This is a genomic window from Candidatus Legionella polyplacis (genome assembly GCF_037013735.1).
GTDB classification, from domain to species: domain Bacteria; phylum Pseudomonadota; class Gammaproteobacteria; order Legionellales; family Legionellaceae; genus Legionella_E; species Legionella_E polyplacis_A.
Genome location: NZ_CP135136.1, coordinates 207,132 through 224,644, shown reverse-complemented (window position 1 = coordinate 224,644; position 17,513 = coordinate 207,132). Strand labels below are relative to the sequence as shown.

Below are 17,513 nucleotides of genomic sequence, written 5' to 3'. Positions count from 1 at the left end.
TTGAATTTTTGTATTTTTATATTTTTTTTATACGCTCGAAGGGATTTGAACCCCTGACATCTTGGTTCGAAGCCAAGTACTCTATCCATACTGAGTTACGAGCGCATTTTTTGTCTTTAAATTTAATATTTATTAAATAAAAAATAGATTAATTTTTTTAAGTTTTTATTTTATTGGGCTGTATAGGAATTGAACCTATGACACAGAGGTTAAAAGCCTCCTGCTCTACCAACTGAGCTAACAGCCCTTTTTTATACTATTATTAGTTAATAATAACTATAGTTACAATAAAATTTCAAGTGTTTTTATATAGTTATATGTCAATTAATGGTTTTTTTGTATTTAGATTATTATTTGTTGCTAATATAGTCCAATTATTTGTTAAAAAATAGTTAATTTGTTTTTTTAGTTCTGAGTTAGGTATTATTAATAATATTACATCTGCTCCTAATGCTCCACATCCTTTAGATGCTAAAATATTAAATTTCTTTTTAAAAAAGTTTATATATTTTTTAGTATAATCTGTTATTAAATTGAGTTGTTCAAGTTTTTTTTGGTATGCATTAATTGATTGTATAAGCATAAGACTATTTTTTTTTATAAATGCTAGTTTTGCAAGTTCTGTAATTTTTGACAAGACATTGAAGGATTTTGATATAGTAATACTTTTTAAGTGTAAATGAGTTTTTATTTTTTTGTTACTATGTAACAGTAAGAATGATAGATCTTTAAATGGCCAATTGTAATTATGTAAGATTTTATTTTTTTGATTAAAATATACACAAAGTTTTTGTGTTTGTGCTATTAGGTCATACCCACTTGTATGTAAAGTTTGTTTTTTTTTGTTAGTTATTTTTATATATTTAAAATAACTTTCTGTTAAGTGTTTTATAGATGGTAAAGTAGATGATAAGTGACATTTAATTAGATATATTCCAAGAAATTGAGCACTAGATGATCCTAGTCCTCCATTTTTTTTATAAGGATCATCCCATGATATTTTTCCTCTATTATGAAGAAATGAGTTTTTCCATAAGTATTTTGCAGGAGGATATGTAATTTTTTTATCAATAAAATTTTTATATGGGTTCCAGGATAATCTAAAATATGGAGTTGTTGTTAATATAATTGCTGAACCACCTATTAAAGCAGAATATTCTCCTAATAAAAATGTTTTAGCAGGAATATTAATGTTCATAAAATTTTTTATTTTATAATTAGTTATTAGTAGTAATGTTTTATTTATTAAATTTTATTGTGTTTTGATTTTGTGAATATAAAACCAAAATAAATTATATTTTTTAAAAAATTTTTTTGTATAATTAACTATTTATTAGTATTCTATTTTAGAATAATTAATTATATTTATTATAATATAAAGTATTTATTATGTTATTTGTTAAGTAATTTTAAATTTTTATTTAGAAAAAAACTCTATTATAAATAGAATAAATAATTTTTAGTATAAGTTTTTATAAAATTTATGTTTAGTTTTTTAGTTTTGATTTTAATTTATAAAAAGACATAATTATATGTGAGTATATATTTTATATGATTTTTTAAAAAAAATATTTTTTTTTAGTTATTACTGTTTTTAGTAACAGTTTTTTATTATTTGTTAATAGAATATTTTCCTTTTAATTCTTTTAATGTGTGGCTTCCAGTACAAAACATGGCTATTTTTAGTTCATATTCGATTAATTTCATTAGATTACATACTTTTTTTGAATTATGTATTGCTGCGTTTAACATTAACTGAGCAAAACCTACTATGTTCGCTCCCAATGCAAATAGTTTTGCTGCATCTAATCCGTTTCGTACACCACCTGATCCCCAAATTTCAAAGTTTGGAATTAAAGAAATTGCATTTTTTATACTTTGTATAGTAGTAATACCCCAATTACTAAATGTTATAGCTGCTTTTTTTTTTATCTTGTTTTTTGTTCTTTTTCCTTCAATTCTTCCCCAATGAGTTCCTCCTAATCCGCTTACGTCTACGGCTGCTATTCCAATTTTTTTTAGTTGTTTCAGTGTTTCTTTTGAAAAACCACATCCTGTTTCTTTTACAATTACAGGAATAGATAGTGTTTTTACTAAATTGTCTAATGCTTTAAAGCATCCTTTAAAATTTGGAATTCCTTCTGGTTGTAGAATTTCTTGCAAAGGATTACAGTGTATGATGATGGCTTTAGCTTGTAATGTATCTATTAGTTGTTGAATTTTTTGAAAGGGAGTATGAATAAGTTGAGTTATTCCTAAATTACTAAATAAATTTACATTAGGAAAGCGTTTTCGTAGAAATATCCATTCCGAAGAAGCATGTATATCAGTTAGTTCTCTTCGTTGAGAGCCTACTCCCATTGACCATTGATGTATTGAGCAAGCTTTTATTAGATTGTAATTTATGTTAATGGAGTTTTTGTGTCCAGCAGTCATAGAGCTTACTAAAAAAGGTTTGATAACTTTTTCCCCTAATTGGGTGCTATTAATATTAATTTCTTTGAAATTAATGTTTGGTAATGCGTTGTGAGTAAGTAAAATTTTATCTAAAATATTATGTTTAGTTGTTTGATTGGATTTCATAAGAGCTAGTTTTATGTGTTCTTTTTTTCGTTTTTCAAATTGAAGATAATTATTTTTATTCATTATGAATTAATTAGATTTTAAATATATTTAAATGATGTTTTGGAAAATTTAATTTTAAATATTTTTATATGATTTAAGTTTAATGAAAGTTAATTTTTCTTTTCAAGTTTTTAGTTAAATTTTATTTTATTTATTTTGAAAACGATGTCTTTTTGTATATTTTTTTCATTGATTGTGAATTTAATATTATTGGATGTAATGGCTTAAGTGATTATATATTTTGTATAATAAATAATATTTAATTAAATATTAAATTTTAATAGATATATTATAGTTTTTTATTATAATGTTTAATTAAAATTGTTGATTTATTTTTTAAAATTTTTTATATAATAGAATTTATGAGATTTTATGGCAATATCGTGGCGTTGGTAACTCCATTTTTTCAATCAGGTGCAATAGATGTCAGTAGTTTGTGTAGATTAGTAGATTTTCATATTTACATGGGTACTAATGTGATTCTTTCTCCAAGTATTACTGGAGAATATAGTACATTATCGAATAAAGAAAAAATTTTAATAGTAAGAACTGTAGTTAATCAAGTAAAAAAACGTATTCCTATTATTGCTTGTACTGGATTGGATAACTTGAATCATTGTATTGATTTGACATTAAGTTTTATAGATTATGGAGTAGACGCTGTTTTAGTTTCAACTCCTTCTTATTTAAGACCAACTCAATTGGGTTTGTATGAGTATTATAAATATATTTCAAAAAAAATTAAAAATTTTCCTATTATATTGTATAATATTCCTAGTAGGACATCATATAATTTACATATAAAAACCATAGAAAAGTTAATAAAGATTCCGAATATCATTGGAATAAAAGAGACAGTTATTAATTGTAAAAAAAGATTTAAAAGACTTATATATTTATGTAAAAATGAAGATGTTTGTCTTTATAGTGGAAATGATTTGGTATCTGCTGATTGGATATTAGGTGGAGCAAGTGGTGTAATTTCTGTAGCAAGTAATATTGTACCTAATTTGATATCAGAAATGTGTTGTTTTGCTTTGAATTTAAATGCTAAAAAGTGTTTACAAATACATAATAAATTAATTTCTTTATATAAATTATTATTGATTGAATCAAATCCTATACCTGTTAAATGGGTATTAAGTAAAATGGGTCTTATAAAAAACGAGTTACGTTTACCTATGACTGTCTTATCTAAGAAGTCTGTAAAAATAATGGAGAAAAAGATATATGATTTTATATCAGTAGATGGCTACTATTAAATAGTGTTATGTATTTTAATTATCTTTATATGTTAGATAAATTGAAAAATTTTTGGTTTTTTATTATTAATTTTATATTTTAAATAATTTAAGTTTTTAGTGTTGTATGTATGTTTTTATATACATAGTAATGTATATTAATTGTTTTTATGTAAGATATTTTAAATTATTTTAGGTGAATTTTATGACATTTGTAGTAACAGAACCTTGTATTAAATGTAAATATACTGATTGTGTTGAAGTTTGTCCAGTTGATTGTTTTTATGAGGGGCCAAATTTTTTAGTTATTAATCCAAATGAGTGTATTGATTGCGCTTTATGTGAATCGGAATGTCCAATTAAGGCTATAGTACATGAGGATGAACTTGAAGATAAACAAAAGATTTTTTTAAGTATTAATAAGGAATTATCAAAAATATGGCCTAATATTACTTCTAAAAAAAAAGCATGTAAAGATGCTGATTATTGGGAAAAAATTTCTAATAAATTACATTTTTTAAAAAAAAAGTGGGAATAATAAATTTTGATTGAGATATGAATTTTTTAGCTATTGATTTATCTACAGATATGTCTTCTGTGGCTTTATTAACTAAAGATGGGATGTTTTATAAGAAAGATTTAGATTTAAATAATCGTTCTAGATTTGTTTTAAAAATGATTGATAATTTATTAATAGATTCTGGTATATGTTTTAGTAAATTAGATGCAATAATTTATTGTGCAGGACCAGGAAGTTTTACTGGAATTCGTGTTGCTTGTAGTATAGTAAAAGGTTTAGCATATACCATGAATATCCCATTATTTTCAGTTAGTAGTTTTAATTCTATTGCGCAAGAAGCTTATGCTATGCAGCAATATATTAATATTAATTGTTTTAAATTTAATTTGTTAGTTGTAATGGATGCAAAAATGAATAGAGTTTATTGGGATTATATTAAATATAAGTTTATTAGTACAAAAGAGAGAATATCAAAAGTTTCAAGTATTTCTATACCTGAAGATAAATCTGAATTAATTTTAGTTGGTGTTTTTAATGATAAGATCATCAGTTATTTGTCTGGTAAGATAAAAAGTCGAATTGTGAATAAATTTTTTATTTATCCAAATGCGAAATCCATTATTAATTTTGTATTAAGTAGAAAAATATCAATTAATAATGTACATATTAACGATGTTGTTCCTATCTATTTAAAAGATTTAATGTTATTATGAACATATACTTAGGATAAGATTCAATGGAAAATTTTTTATTAAGAACTTTAGCTTGCCCATTGTGTAAAAAAAGATTAATTTTTGAGAAAAATAGGTTAATATGTACTTTCGACAAAATTTCTTATCCAATATTAGATGACATTCCTATCATGTTAAAGGAAAAATCTTGCATATTACAATAATATTTTTGATTTGATTTAATTTGGTATTTCAAATTTTGATTTAATGTTCTTTATTTGATTTTAATTAATTTGATTTTTAGTAGAGTACAGTACATACGTTTATATGTATAGATTTATAAAAATAAAAAATTGTTATTTTGAATAGGCAATTGGAAAACCATTTTACTTTGATGAGAGTTTAATGGATATTAGTAAGTTTTAAGTAATTTTTTAAAGTTTTTTGTTGATATCTGCTCCATTCTTTGTTTTTTATATCAAGTCTTTTATCGTATTTTTTTTTACCTTTTGCTAAAGATATTTTTACTTTAATTAAATTGTTTTTCCAATAAAATTCCAATGGGATTAAAGTGTATCCTTTTTGTTTTATGCTTCCGATTAGTTTTTTAATTTCTTTATATTTTAATAGTAGTTTTCGTGTTCTTTTTGTTTCTACATAAAAATTTTTTATTACATTTTGAATTGGTTGTATATGTGTGTTTAATAAAAATATTTCTTCATTTTTTACTAAAATTATAGAATTAGTTAAGTTAATGGAATTTATACGTATACTTTTTACTTCCCATCCTTTTAAAATTATTCCAGCATCATAGATATTTTCTATATAATAGTTAAAATATGCTTTTTTATTAGATGCAATGATAGAGGATATATTTTTTTTATATATGTGCATTATAAGATTTTGTGTTTTTTAACATATTATTTGTAGGTTATGTTTTAATAATATTAATTTTAAGTATAGAAAATTAATGAATATTATTTTTTTTTGATAAAGCAAATATAGTATCATACTATATTTAATATAAATATAACTTTATGTACAAATTATTTTATACTAAAATTTATAGAAGTAGTTTTTATAGTATTGTGTTATTTATTTTTAATAAAATGTTTTTTAGTACTCAAACTAATTTTTAGTATAATGGAGTGTTATTTTTTTTATATGAAAAAAATTGTGATTATTAATTGGAAAATGAATGGTAATATATATGATATAAGATTGTTAGTTGAACAATTAATTTTATTTTATAAAAAAAAAGTGAATTTAACAAAATTTATTGTTATTCCACCATTTATTTATATACCTCTTGTTGTAAGTATTTTAAAAAAAAAGGGGGATATGTTAGATGTTTTTTGTGGAGCTCAGAATATTTATCCAAGGGATAATGGACCTTTTACTGGTGAGATTTCTGCATCTATGTTAAAAGATTATGATTGTAGATATGTTTTGGTTGGCCATTTTGAACGTCGTAGTATTTTTAAAGAAAATGATGCTTTAATTTCTAAAAAGTTTCATTTTTTACAAAGTAAAAAGATGATTCCAATTTTGTGTATTGGTGAATCAGATGTAGAAAGAAAAAATAAAAAAACAGAATTGGTATTGGAAAATCAATTATTATCTATTTTAACAAAAAATAGTGATTTAATAGATTCTTCTGAAGAAATTTTTTTTAAAGATTGTATTATTGCGTATGAACCAATATGGGCCATAAACAATAGAAAAGTTATATTAGATATGGTATATTTACAAGATACGATATCTTTTATAAAAAATTTTATATTTAAAATTAATAAAGGTTTTGATAGAAATGTTCATGTAGTTTATGGTGGTGGTGTTAACAAGGATAATGTTAAGTTTTTATTTTCTAAATTAAAAATTAATGGAGTATTAATTGGAAGGAGTTCTTTAAATTTGTATAATTTTTTGGATATTGTGAAATGTATAAATTTATATTAATAATTCATATTTTCATTTCTTTTGTTTTAGTTTTTTTAGTATTATTTCAAAATGGTAAAGGAGCTAGTATGAGTCTTTCTTTTAATTCTGGAATTTCTAGTACATTATTTGGAAGTAAGGGTTTAAACAGTTTTTTATACAAATTTACAATTGTTTTATCTTTATTTTTTTTTATTACAAGTGTATCTTTATCATGCTGTCTTTCAGTTAAATTAAAAAATTTAACATCAGTCAATCATAATAAAAATTACATAGGAGATATATTTAGAGAGAATGTACTGGTTCCTTCTTCTGTATATAAAATGGAACGTACATCTTATTGATAAAAATAAAATATTTTTATGATTAATTAGTTCTAATAATTTGATAATATTAGTATGTTTTTTATACATATATTTGTATATGGAGAATAAAAAAAATAATTTTATTAGGTTAATACCGAAGTGGTGGAATTGGTAGACACGTCGCTTTGAGGGAGCGATAGCTAATTATTTATAGCTGTATCGGTTCGAATCCGATCTTCGGTATAAGAATATTTTATATTTTATATTTTATTTAATATTTTAAATTGGTGAGGTGATTATTGGTGTATTTGTTAATTTTAATTTTTTTTATTATTGTACTTTCCATTAGTTTGATAATAGTAGGTTTTGGTTTGTTAGTTAATACTTTTGTTGAGAATAAAGAAAAGAGTTTATCATATGAATGTGGTTTTGATACTTACAGTCATGCACATGATCCTTTTGATATAAAATTTTATTTAGTTTCTATATTGTTTGTTTTGTTTGATATAGAAACTGTTTTTATTTTTCCTTGGGTTGTAGTTTTTCGTAAATTAAATTATATTGGAATATATGGAATGATATTGTTTTTGGTTTTGTTAGTAATTGGATTTATATATGAATGGAGATCTGGAGCCTTAGATTGGAAATGAATGTTACTATTAAGAATTTTTAATGTTTATTTGGACTAAATAATTATATAAATTTTTATAAGATTATGTTTCATAAATATGAATTAGTGAGGTAAGTTATATTAGTAAAATTAGTATTTTTGAAGGAAAAAAATATTTCTTAACTTCTATAGAAAAATTAGTAAATTGGGCTCAGGGAAATTCATTATGGCCTATGACATTCGGTTTGGCATGTTGTGCTATAGAAATGATGCATGCTGGTTCGTCTAGATATGATTTGGATCGTTTTGGCGTTTTATTTAGACCTAGCCCACGTCAATCTGATGTTATGATTGTTGCTGGAACATTATGTAATAAAATGGCACCTGCTTTGAGAAGAGTATATGATCAAATGCCCAATCCAAAATGGGTTATCTCTATGGGATCTTGTGCGAATGGTGGTGGATATTATCATTATTCTTATTCAGTTGTTCGAGGATGTGATCGAGTTATACCTGTTGATATTTATATACCAGGATGTCCTCCTACTGCTGAAGCGTTGATTTATGGTATAATGCAATTACAAAATAAAATTAAGCAAAGATAATTTTATCTATTTTTAATAAAATTATTTAATGATACTATTTTTAGAGTTTTATGAAAAAAATTATTAGTTTATATAATAAATTACAGAGTAGATTAAAAAATTATAGTAGTAAAATAATAATTGATAATAATGAAATTACGTTAAAATGTGATTTATGTTGTTTGAAAAATATTTTATTAGTTTTGAAAACTGATAGTGAATTTAGTTTTAATCAACTAATTGATTTGTGTGGCGTAGATTATTTAGATTATGGAAAATCTGACTGGAATGTAAGATCGGCAACAGTATATGGTTTTTCTAGAGCTGTATTAGAAAAAGATAGTCAAATGTTGAATTTTGATAAAAATAGGTTTATGGTTGTATATCATTTATTATCAACTGAAAAAAATTATCGTGTTCGTATAAAATCTTTTGTTAACAATGAAGATTTAATAGTTCCTTCTGTTTGTGATATTTGGGAAGTAGCAGATTGGTTTGAAAGAGAAACATATGATATGTATGGAATTTTATTTGATGGACATCCTGATTTAAGAAGAATATTAACTGATTATGGATTTATGCATTATCCGTTGAGAAAAGATTTTCCTATCATAGGTTATTCGGAAATTCGTTACGATGATAATTTAGGTAAAGTAGTTTATGAGCCAGTAAATATTGAATCAAGAATTACTGTTCCTAAAGTTGTAAAATTATAATTATTTATAAGATAAATAGATTTTATGTTTAATGAATAGAAATTATATTAACTATAGAAAATAAATATATGGAGTTAAAAACTTATACTTTAAATTTTGGGCCGCAGCATCCTGCTTCACATGGTGTGTTACGTTTGGTATTGGAATTAGAAGGAGAAACTATAGTTGGAGCTGATCCTCATATTGGTTTTTTACATCGTGCAACTGAAAAACTTATAGAAACTAAACCTTATTTACAAAATATTGGATATATGGATAGGTTAGATTATGTATCTATGTTATGTAATGAACATAGCTATGTGTTAGCTATAGAAAAACTTTTAGGATTAGATATTCCAATAAGAGCAAAATATATTAGAACTTTATTTGATGAGATTACTAGAATATTGAATCATTTATTATGGTTAGGGGCTACGGCTTTAGATATTGGAGCTATGACTGTTTTTCTTTATTGCTTTAGAGAGAGAGAAGATTTATTTGATTGTTATGAGGCTGTATCTGGTGCTCGTATGCATGCTAAATATTATAGACCTGGAGGTGTTGTTCGTGATTTACCAGAATTTATGCCAAAATATAGATCTTCTATTATAAATAGTCAAAAAGATATTAAGAAAATAAATGAGAGTCGTGAAGGAAGTTTTCTTGATTTTTTGTCGGATTTTACAGAAAGGTTTCCTAAATGTATAGATGAATATGAAACATTGTTGACTGATAATAGAATATGGAAACAACGAAATGTAGATGTAGGAATTGTTTCTAAAGAGGATGCGTTAAAATGGGGATTTACAGGTCCAATGCTTAGGGCTTCTGGAGTAAATTGGGATTTACGTAAAAAACAGTCATATGCTGCATATGAGTACATTGATTTTAATGTACCAATAAAGTTCAATGGAGATTGTTACGATAGATATTTAATTCGTATTGAAGAAATGCGTCAATCCAATATTATTATAAAGCAGTGTATAAAATGGCTTAATAATAATCCTGGACCTATTAAAGTAGATAATTTTAAAATTTCCCCGCCATCTAGAAATAGTATAAAATCTAGTATGGAATCTTTAATTCATCATTTTAAATTATTTTCTGAAGGTTTTTTTGTTCCTGCGGGAGAAGTTTATGCAGCTGTAGAAGCTCCAAAAGGAGAATTTGGAATATATTTAGTATCAGATGGTTCTAATAAACCGTACAGGATTAAAATAAGGTCTCCTTCATTTGTACATTTAGCAAATTACCATAAAATGGTTAAAGGACATTTATTAGCTGATGGAGTTTCAATTCTTGCTAGTCAAGATATTGTTTTCGGAGAGATAGATAGGTAATAATTTTAACATTAAAAATAAATATTTTTATCTAAAATAAAATTTAGAGTAGTTTTTATAGATAGAATTTAAATAAAGAAATATATATTCATTTGTATGATTAAAACACTTAATCAATTAGTAGACTCTAATAAATTAAAAGAAATTGATGATTGGATATTAAAATATCCAGTTTATGGAAAAAAATCTTCTGTAACAAGAATTCTTATGATATTGCAAGAAATATATGGGTATCTAAATAATGAATTAATTGTTGCTGTAGCGGACTATTTAGGTATTTCATATATTTCTGTTTATGAGGTTGCTAAATTTTATTCCATGTTTTTTTTAAGTCATGTTGGAAAGTATGTTATTAATATTTGTACTGGTTTACCGTGTTGTTTATTGAAAGCTGATGATATTGTTGAGTATATTAAAAATAAGTTAGGTATTTCTCTTAATGAAACAACGAAAGATGGTAAATTTACTTTAAAAGAAGTTTCATGTTTAGCATTTTGTATTAATGCTCCTATTATAAAAATAAATAAAAATTTGTATAAAAATATTACTTTTGATGAAGTTGATTTTATTTTAAAAAAATATTTATAATATGTAAAATATTAAGTTAATTTAAATTAGAATTTGATGAAATTAAATCAAGTTTGTTATAGGACTTTTCATTTAAAAAAATCTTGGACCTTATCTGCATATCAAAGCGTTGGAGGTTACACTGCTTTAAAATATATTATTCGTACTAATATGTCTCCTGAGGAAATTATAAAAGAGATAAAAATATCCTCTTTAAGAGGAAGAGGTGGTGCTGGTTTTCCTACATATATTAAATGGGATTCTATAGATAGAACTAAGAATGAAGATAAATATGTTGTATGTAATTCTGATGAAGGTGAGCCAGGAACTTGTAAGGATAGATATATATTAACATATAATCCACATCAATTAATTGAAGGAATGATTATTGCAGGTTATACTATTGGAGCTAAAGTTGGTTATAATTACATAAGGGGCGAGTTTTGGTTTCCATTTAAGAGAATGGAAGAAGCAGTAAAAGAAGCTTATATATTTGGTTTTTTAGGGAAAAATATATTGAGTAGTAATATCGATTTTGATTTATATAATCATTTAGGAGCAGGTTCCTATATTTGTGGAGAGGAAACAGCTTTATTAAATTCATTAGAGGGTAAAATTGGACAACCTAGGTTTAAGCCACCATTTCCTGCACAATATGGATTATATGGAAAACCAACTCTTATAAATAATACAGAAACTTTAGCTTCTATACCATTAATTATAGAAAAAGGAGGAGAGTGGTTTTTAAATATTGGAAAACCTCCAAATAATGGAGGTACGAAGTGTTTTAGCGTCACTGGACACATTAATCGACCTGGAAATTATGAAGTTCCGTTAGGTACTCCTTTTAAAACAATTTTATCTTTAGCAGGAGGAGTGTATGGTGGAAAAAAAATTAAAGCTGTAATACCAGGTGGAACTTCTATGAAGGTTGTTTTAGGAAAAACTATGATGGACTTGGATTTAGATTTTGATAGTTTAAAGGATATTGGTTCAGGACTAGGGTCTGGTGCCATCATTATAATGAATGAACATACTTGTATGGTTAATGCTCTATATTGTATTACAAAATTTTATATGGAAGAATCTTGTGGACAATGTACACCTTGTAGAGAAGGTGTTGGATGGATGTTTAGATTACTTCGAAAGATAAAATGTGGATATGGAAGTCTTGATGATATTGATAAATTGGTTAATGTAGCTAACAATATAGAAGGAAAAACTATTTGTGCATTTGGAGATGCTGCTTCATGGCCTGTTCAAAGTTTTATTAAAAATTTTTATGATGAATTTGAGTGTTTTATCAAAAAAAAATCTATTTTTTAATAGAGAATTTTTTTAAAAATGATTGAAATAGAAATAAACAATAATATTTTTAAGGTTGAAAAAGGAAGAACTATTATTCAGGTTGCTGATGATAAAAATATTTATATACCAAGGTTTTGTTATCATAAACAGTTATCATTAGCTACTAATTGTAGAATGTGTCTTGTAGAAATTTATGGATTTAATAAATTGTTTCCAGCTTGTTCAACAGTAATTAATAAAAAAATAAAAATTTTTACTCAATCTAAAAAAGTTATTGAGGCTCAAAAATCTGTTATGGAGTTTTTATTAATTAATCATCCGTTAGATTGTCCTATTTGTGATCAAGGAGGAGAATGTGAGTTACAAGATTTTTCTATGGATTTTGGATCTGATTTTTCAGCATATAAAGAAGAAAAAAGAGTATTTAGCAATGATAATTTTGGATCTTTAATTGCTTCTGAGATGACACGATGTATTTACTGTACAAGATGTATTCGCTTTGATAGGGAAATTAATGGATCTCAGGAATTAGGATTATTAGGTAGAGGAGATAAGATAAGGATAGGTACATATATAAAATCATCTATAACATCAGAAGTATCTGGGAATATGATTGATTTATGCCCAGTTGGTGCTTTAACTTCTAAACCATTTAGATCATTGAAGCGCTCATGGGAATTGTTTCAATATAATGGAATATCTATTCATGATTGTTTGGGATCAAATATTTATTTTCATGCCAGTAAAAATAAAGTATTTAGGGTTGCCTCTAGAAAGAATGATAATATCAATAAATATTGGATATCTGATAGAGATCGTTTTAGTTATTTAGGATTGCAAAGTAAATTTCGTGCAAAGAAACCAATGTTAAAGAGAAATGGTAAATGGTGTTTTGTAGATTGGTCTATGGCTTTAAAAGCTGTGTCTGATGGAATTTTAAATATATTACAAAAATATGGTCCTGAGCAAATTGCAGTTTTTGCTTCTCCTTCATCTACATTAGAAGAATTTTATTTACTTCAAAAATTAATGAGATCTCTTGGAATAAATAATTTGGATTATAGATTACAGCAAATTGATTTTAGAGATCAGAATTATCAAGAATTAGCTCCATATAGTTCTTTATCATATTCTTTAATTGCAGAACAAAAAAATATACTCATTGTAGGATCTAATATTCATAGAGAAGTTCCGTTAGTTGGATTAAAGGTGCGTGAGGCCTTTATTAAAGGTGCTAAACTATTTATTATAAATCCTATTGATTATAATCATAATTTTGATGTTGAAAAAAAGATAATTTTACCTATACAGGATCTATCATTGCAATTGGCTAAGTTGGTATTAGCTGTTTTGCCAAATGATTTTTTTCTACCTAAAGAATTAAAAAATTTTTTTGAAGGTTTGACAGTAGATGATGAGACTTTATTTATTGCTAAATCTTTATGTTATCAAAATTCTGTTATTATTACGGGTTTTATATGTGAGAATCATCCAGATTCTTCTTTATTACGCACTTTATTGTATTATTTTAAATTATTTAGTGGTGTGAGAATATTTAGGTTAACTTTTGGATCAAATACCTTAGGTGCTTGTGTTTCTGGGTTTTTGCCACATAGAACAACTGGAGGAATTTCTATAAATAATCCAGGAATGGATGTTCAGTCTTCTTTGAAAAAAAAATTAAAAAGTTATATTTTATTGGCAGTAGAACCAGAATTTGATTTTGCTAATTCTTATTTAGCATTAGATTCTATAAAAAATGCTGATTTTGTTGTTGTTTTTTCTGCTTTTCAAAATAATCAAGTTAAAGAATATGCGAGTATTTTATTGCCTATATCTCCTTATTATGAAACTGATGGCACGTATATTAATATTAATAATATTTGGCAGACAGTTAAACATGTTTGTAATCCATATGTTGAATCTAAGCCTGCTTGGAAAGTTTTTAGAGTTTTAGGAAATATGTTAAATTGCAGTGGATTTGAATATTCATCAATTTATGAGGTTTTATCTGAAATTAAATCTATTTTAAAAAAAACTAAAAAAATCAAATATTGTCCATATTTTCCAAAGAAATTTCCTATTTCTCAAAAATTTTTAGTTCGTGTTGGAGAATGGCCTTTATATAGGGTTGACATGATTGTTCGAAATTCTTGTGAATTACAAACATGTCCATCTTCAGATATAGATAAGGTATATGTGAGAATTAATTCTAGTACTGCAAAAAAAAATAATTTACTAACTTCTAAATTTGTTTTAGTTTCTCAAGAAGATAGTATGAGTGTAATGTTACCTATTAAGTGTGATGATAGAGTTGGAATGAATATGGTTTGGATAGTAAACGCTATGTTGGAAACTGTAAATTTAGGATATTCCTTTTTAAAAGTAGATTTAAAAAAAGTTGATTAAAGATATTATATGTATATAAGTAATTTGTTGTTTATTTTTATAAAAATTGTAATGTTTATTTTTATTTTGATGTTTTGTGTAGCATATTTGACATATGCAGAGAGGAAAATAATTGCTTATATTCAATTGCGTATTGGTCCGAATAGAGTAGGTTGGAAAGGATTACTTCAGCCATTTTCTGATGTTATTAAATTGTTTACGAAAGAAATTATTTTTCCTATAGAATGTAATAAGTTTTTATTTCTTTTTTCTCCTATTGTTTCTTTAATTATTTCTTTGATGGGATGGTCTGTTATACCATTATCGGATACTATGGTTTTTAGTAATTTAAAACTGGGTATTTTATTTATTTTTATGATAAACTCTATGAGTGTATATCCTATATTGATAGCTGGGTGGTCGTCAAATTCAAAATATGCTATGCTAGGCGCTTTGAGAAGTGCTGCCCAAACTATATCGTATGAAATACCAATGGGAATTGGGTATATAGGTATAATTCTTGCTTCAAATAGTACTAATTTGATTGATATTGTAAAATCACAAAGTGGTGGCATATGGCATTGGTGGGCAATACCTATGTTTCCACTTTTTATGACATTTTTGATTTCTGCTATAGCTGAAAATAATAGAGCGCCTTTTGATCTAGTAGAAGGAGAATCAGAAATTGTAGCTGGGTTTCATGTTGAATATTCTGGAGTAATTTTTGCTATGTTTTTTCTTTCTGAATATATTAATATGATTTTTTTATCTACTGTAATAAGTTTGCTGTTTTTTGGTGGTTGGTTATCTCCATTTGATGGTATATATTTTTTAGATAGTTTCTTCATTGTTGCCCCTAGTTTTTTATGGTTGTTAATTAAAGTTTTATTTTTTTTGTTTATTTATTTATGGATTAGAGGTACATTTCCTAGATATCGATATGATAGTTTGATGCAATTAGGATGGAAAATATTAGTTCCTATTAGTTTTTGTTGGTTAATTATCGTTGTATGTATGGTACAATTACATTGTAAACCTTGGTTTTAGTTTTAATAAATGTAATGAGAAAAATAAAGACATGTTTTATAAATTTAAACGATTATGTAAAAAAATGAGATTATATGTTTTGCGTTTTTTGTTATTAGAGATGTTACGTGCTTTATGGTTGACTGGAAGATCAATTTTTAAAAAAAAAATAACAGTGCAGTTTCCTGAAAATAATATACCTGTATCTCCTAGGTTTCGTGGTATGTTAGCTTTAAGAAGATATCCTAATGGAGAAGAAAGATGTATTGCTTGTAGATTATGTGAATCTATTTGCCCTTCATTGGCAATTACTATTGAATCAGAAATACAGGAGGATGGAACGAGAAAAGCAATAAAATATGAAATTGATATGTTTAAATGTATTAGTTGTGGTCTATGTGAAGAGGCATGTCCTGTAGATTCAATTGTTGTAACTCCTATTCGTCATTATTTTTTTACTGAAAAAGGTCAAAATTTTTTTACAAAAGAACAATTACTTAATATTGGTGATTTAATGGAGAAGAAGATAATTTATAATAGAAGAATTGATAAAAATTATTATTATTAACAATTTTTTGTGTGGGAGGATATTTTATTGATGTTAATAAAGGATTTTTTGTTTTGTGTTTATTCGATTTTATTGATAGTTTTGACTTTTATGGTTATATTTCAAAGCAATCCTATATATTGCGTATTATTTCTTGCATTAAATTTTTTGTTCATTTCTTTATTATGGTTAGTAAATAATTCTGAATTTTTATTTTTTATTTTTATTTTAGTTTATGTTGGAGCTATAATAACCTTATTTTTGTTTGTTACAATGATGATAGGATCATATAGTAATGTTGGTTCTGATGGTTCTTTTTCTATTTTAAATTTTGTTTTGTTTTTTGTGACCTCATTTTGTTTAATAATACTATTTATATTAGTATTTCCTAAATGTTTATTATTAAATAGGGGTAGTCAAAATTTTAATAAAATTGATTTATCTTTTTTGTCGTTATTTACTTATAAAGTTATGAGTTTAGATAAAAGCGTGGATCATACTATGAAAATTGGTAAAATGCTTTATTTTGATTATATTATTCCATTTGAATTAATAGCATTAATATTATTGGTTTCGATAATTTCTGTAATTGTTTTATCTAAAATTAGAAATAGGTAATGTATTTAGTAGTATTAATTTTATTTAATAGTATTATTGAGTTAATTTTTATTTACTAAATTCTTTCTAAATGGGTAATTTTAAATTTTATGGTTTTTAAAAAAGAGAGGTTTATAGTATTATAGTAAGAATATTAGATTTGTTTTTATTGTGCAATTGATATTAATTGATGAATATCAGTATATTTTATTATTTTATTTTAAGAATAGAAAATGATTATTGTTATGTTGCCTATAGGTTATTATTTAATATTAACAGCAGTATTATTTAGTTTTAGTTTATGTGGGATTGTATTGCGCAAAACTCATATGTTAATATCGTTGATGTGTATAGAATTGATGTTTGTAACTATATGTACTAATTTTATTATTTTTTCTAATTTTTATAGTAGGGTAGATGGAGAAATTTTTGTATTTTTTATCTTAGCTGTTGCTGCTTCTGAAATATCTATAGGTTTATCCATTTTGATGTTATATTATCGTGTGCATGGTAATATTTATTTGGATAATTTGAATAAATTAAAAGGTTAA

Annotated in this window: 20 protein-coding genes and 3 tRNA genes; 18 read left to right on the top strand and 5 right to left on the bottom strand. The window is 24.9% G+C overall.

Going from position 1 to position 17,513, the window contains the following annotated elements; genetic code table 11:
* Positions 1 to 30 precede the first annotated feature (30 nt).
* The 4 genes from RQL38_RS01150 to fni form a co-directional block, all read right to left on the bottom strand.
* Positions 31 to 105 (bottom strand) — tRNA-Arg (locus RQL38_RS01150).
* Positions 106 to 174: 69 nt separating this feature from the next.
* Positions 175 to 247, bottom strand: a tRNA-Lys gene (locus RQL38_RS01145).
* 66 nt (positions 248 to 313) lie between these two features.
* Entirely contained in the window at positions 314 to 1,198 is an 885-nt protein-coding gene (locus RQL38_RS01140; RefSeq protein WP_338521930.1) for a hypothetical protein, read from the bottom strand.
* Between the two features lie 413 nt (positions 1,199 to 1,611).
* Positions 1,612 to 2,646, bottom strand: a complete 1,035-nt coding sequence (gene fni / locus RQL38_RS01135) for a type 2 isopentenyl-diphosphate Delta-isomerase (protein ID WP_338521929.1) — start codon at positions 2,644 to 2,646, stop codon at positions 1,612 to 1,614.
* A 341-nt stretch (positions 2,647 to 2,987) separates the two neighbouring features.
* Between fni and dapA the strand changes: the two genes are divergently transcribed.
* From dapA to RQL38_RS01115, 4 genes are all read left to right on the top strand, one after another.
* Positions 2,988 to 3,887, top strand: a complete 900-nt coding sequence (gene dapA, locus RQL38_RS01130) for a 4-hydroxy-tetrahydrodipicolinate synthase (protein ID WP_338521927.1) — start codon at positions 2,988 to 2,990, stop codon at positions 3,885 to 3,887.
* 184 nt (positions 3,888 to 4,071) lie between these two features.
* The gene (gene fdxA / locus RQL38_RS01125) at positions 4,072 to 4,404 is read left to right on the top strand and encodes a ferredoxin FdxA (RefSeq protein ID WP_338521925.1); all 333 of its coding nucleotides are present in this window, start codon (positions 4,072 to 4,074) and stop codon (positions 4,402 to 4,404) included.
* A gap of 17 nt (positions 4,405 to 4,421) precedes the next feature.
* On the top strand, positions 4,422 to 5,099 hold the full coding sequence (gene tsaB / locus RQL38_RS01120) for a tRNA (adenosine(37)-N6)-threonylcarbamoyltransferase complex dimerization subunit type 1 TsaB (protein WP_338521923.1): 678 nt from the start codon (positions 4,422 to 4,424) through the stop codon (positions 5,097 to 5,099).
* Positions 5,100 to 5,122: 23 nt separating this feature from the next.
* On the top strand, positions 5,123 to 5,281 hold the full coding sequence (locus tag RQL38_RS01115; RefSeq protein WP_338521921.1) for a Trm112 family protein: 159 nt from the start codon (positions 5,123 to 5,125) through the stop codon (positions 5,279 to 5,281).
* A 178-nt stretch (positions 5,282 to 5,459) separates the two neighbouring features.
* On the opposite strand, the gene smpB is transcribed toward RQL38_RS01115, so the two are convergent.
* Positions 5,460 to 5,951: an SsrA-binding protein SmpB gene (gene smpB, locus RQL38_RS01110; protein WP_338521919.1), complete on the bottom strand. Its 492-nt coding sequence runs from the start codon at positions 5,949 to 5,951 to the stop codon at positions 5,460 to 5,462.
* A 270-nt stretch (positions 5,952 to 6,221) separates the two neighbouring features.
* On the opposite strand from smpB, the gene tpiA reads away from it, so the two are divergent.
* The 14 genes from tpiA (at position 6,222) to nuoK (ending at position 17,513) form a co-directional block, all read left to right on the top strand.
* On the top strand, positions 6,222 to 7,016 hold the full coding sequence (gene tpiA, locus RQL38_RS01105; RefSeq protein WP_338521917.1) for a triose-phosphate isomerase: 795 nt from the start codon (positions 6,222 to 6,224) through the stop codon (positions 7,014 to 7,016).
* Positions 6,998 to 7,339: a preprotein translocase subunit SecG gene (gene secG / locus RQL38_RS01100; RefSeq protein ID WP_338521915.1), complete on the top strand. Its 342-nt coding sequence runs from the start codon at positions 6,998 to 7,000 to the stop codon at positions 7,337 to 7,339. Before tpiA ends, secG begins: the two co-directional genes overlap by 19 nt.
* A gap of 114 nt (positions 7,340 to 7,453) precedes the next feature.
* Positions 7,454 to 7,543: transfer RNA gene (locus RQL38_RS01095), tRNA-Leu, on the top strand.
* Between the two features lie 59 nt (positions 7,544 to 7,602).
* Positions 7,603 to 7,950 carry an NADH-quinone oxidoreductase subunit A gene (locus tag RQL38_RS01090; RefSeq protein ID WP_338521913.1) on the top strand — a complete coding sequence of 116 codons (348 nt, stop codon included), beginning with the start codon at positions 7,603 to 7,605 and terminating at the stop codon, positions 7,948 to 7,950.
* A 109-nt stretch (positions 7,951 to 8,059) separates the two neighbouring features.
* Positions 8,060 to 8,515 carry a NuoB/complex I 20 kDa subunit family protein gene (locus RQL38_RS01085; RefSeq protein ID WP_422388209.1) on the top strand — a complete coding sequence of 152 codons (456 nt, stop codon included), beginning with the start codon at positions 8,060 to 8,062 and terminating at the stop codon, positions 8,513 to 8,515.
* A 50-nt stretch (positions 8,516 to 8,565) separates the two neighbouring features.
* Entirely contained in the window at positions 8,566 to 9,210 is a 645-nt protein-coding gene (locus tag RQL38_RS01080; RefSeq protein WP_338521911.1) for an NADH-quinone oxidoreductase subunit C, read from the top strand.
* A 68-nt stretch (positions 9,211 to 9,278) separates the two neighbouring features.
* Complete coding sequence (locus RQL38_RS01075; RefSeq protein ID WP_338521909.1) at positions 9,279 to 10,529, top strand: NADH-quinone oxidoreductase subunit D; 1,251 nt, start codon at positions 9,279 to 9,281, stop codon at positions 10,527 to 10,529.
* A 96-nt stretch (positions 10,530 to 10,625) separates the two neighbouring features.
* Positions 10,626 to 11,117 (top strand): NADH-quinone oxidoreductase subunit NuoE, encoded by a 492-nt coding sequence (gene nuoE, locus RQL38_RS01070; RefSeq protein ID WP_338521908.1) that lies wholly within the window; start codon positions 10,626 to 10,628, stop codon positions 11,115 to 11,117.
* Positions 11,118 to 11,150: 33 nt separating this feature from the next.
* Positions 11,151 to 12,422 carry an NADH-quinone oxidoreductase subunit NuoF gene (gene nuoF / locus RQL38_RS01065; RefSeq protein WP_338521906.1) on the top strand — a complete coding sequence of 424 codons (1,272 nt, stop codon included), beginning with the start codon at positions 11,151 to 11,153 and terminating at the stop codon, positions 12,420 to 12,422.
* 18 nt (positions 12,423 to 12,440) lie between these two features.
* The gene (nuoG, locus tag RQL38_RS01060; protein ID WP_338521904.1) at positions 12,441 to 14,813 is read left to right on the top strand and encodes an NADH-quinone oxidoreductase subunit NuoG; all 2,373 of its coding nucleotides are present in this window, start codon (positions 12,441 to 12,443) and stop codon (positions 14,811 to 14,813) included.
* Positions 14,814 to 14,822: 9 nt separating this feature from the next.
* Positions 14,823 to 15,839 (top strand): NADH-quinone oxidoreductase subunit NuoH, encoded by a 1,017-nt coding sequence (nuoH, locus tag RQL38_RS01055; RefSeq protein ID WP_338521902.1) that lies wholly within the window; start codon positions 14,823 to 14,825, stop codon positions 15,837 to 15,839.
* Positions 15,840 to 15,903: 64 nt separating this feature from the next.
* Entirely contained in the window at positions 15,904 to 16,386 is a 483-nt protein-coding gene (gene nuoI / locus RQL38_RS01050; protein WP_338521989.1) for an NADH-quinone oxidoreductase subunit NuoI, read from the top strand.
* A gap of 30 nt (positions 16,387 to 16,416) precedes the next feature.
* Entirely contained in the window at positions 16,417 to 16,983 is a 567-nt protein-coding gene (locus RQL38_RS01045) for an NADH-quinone oxidoreductase subunit J (protein ID WP_338521900.1), read from the top strand.
* A 212-nt stretch (positions 16,984 to 17,195) separates the two neighbouring features.
* Complete coding sequence (gene nuoK / locus RQL38_RS01040; protein ID WP_422388207.1) at positions 17,196 to 17,513, top strand: NADH-quinone oxidoreductase subunit NuoK; 318 nt, start codon at positions 17,196 to 17,198, stop codon at positions 17,511 to 17,513.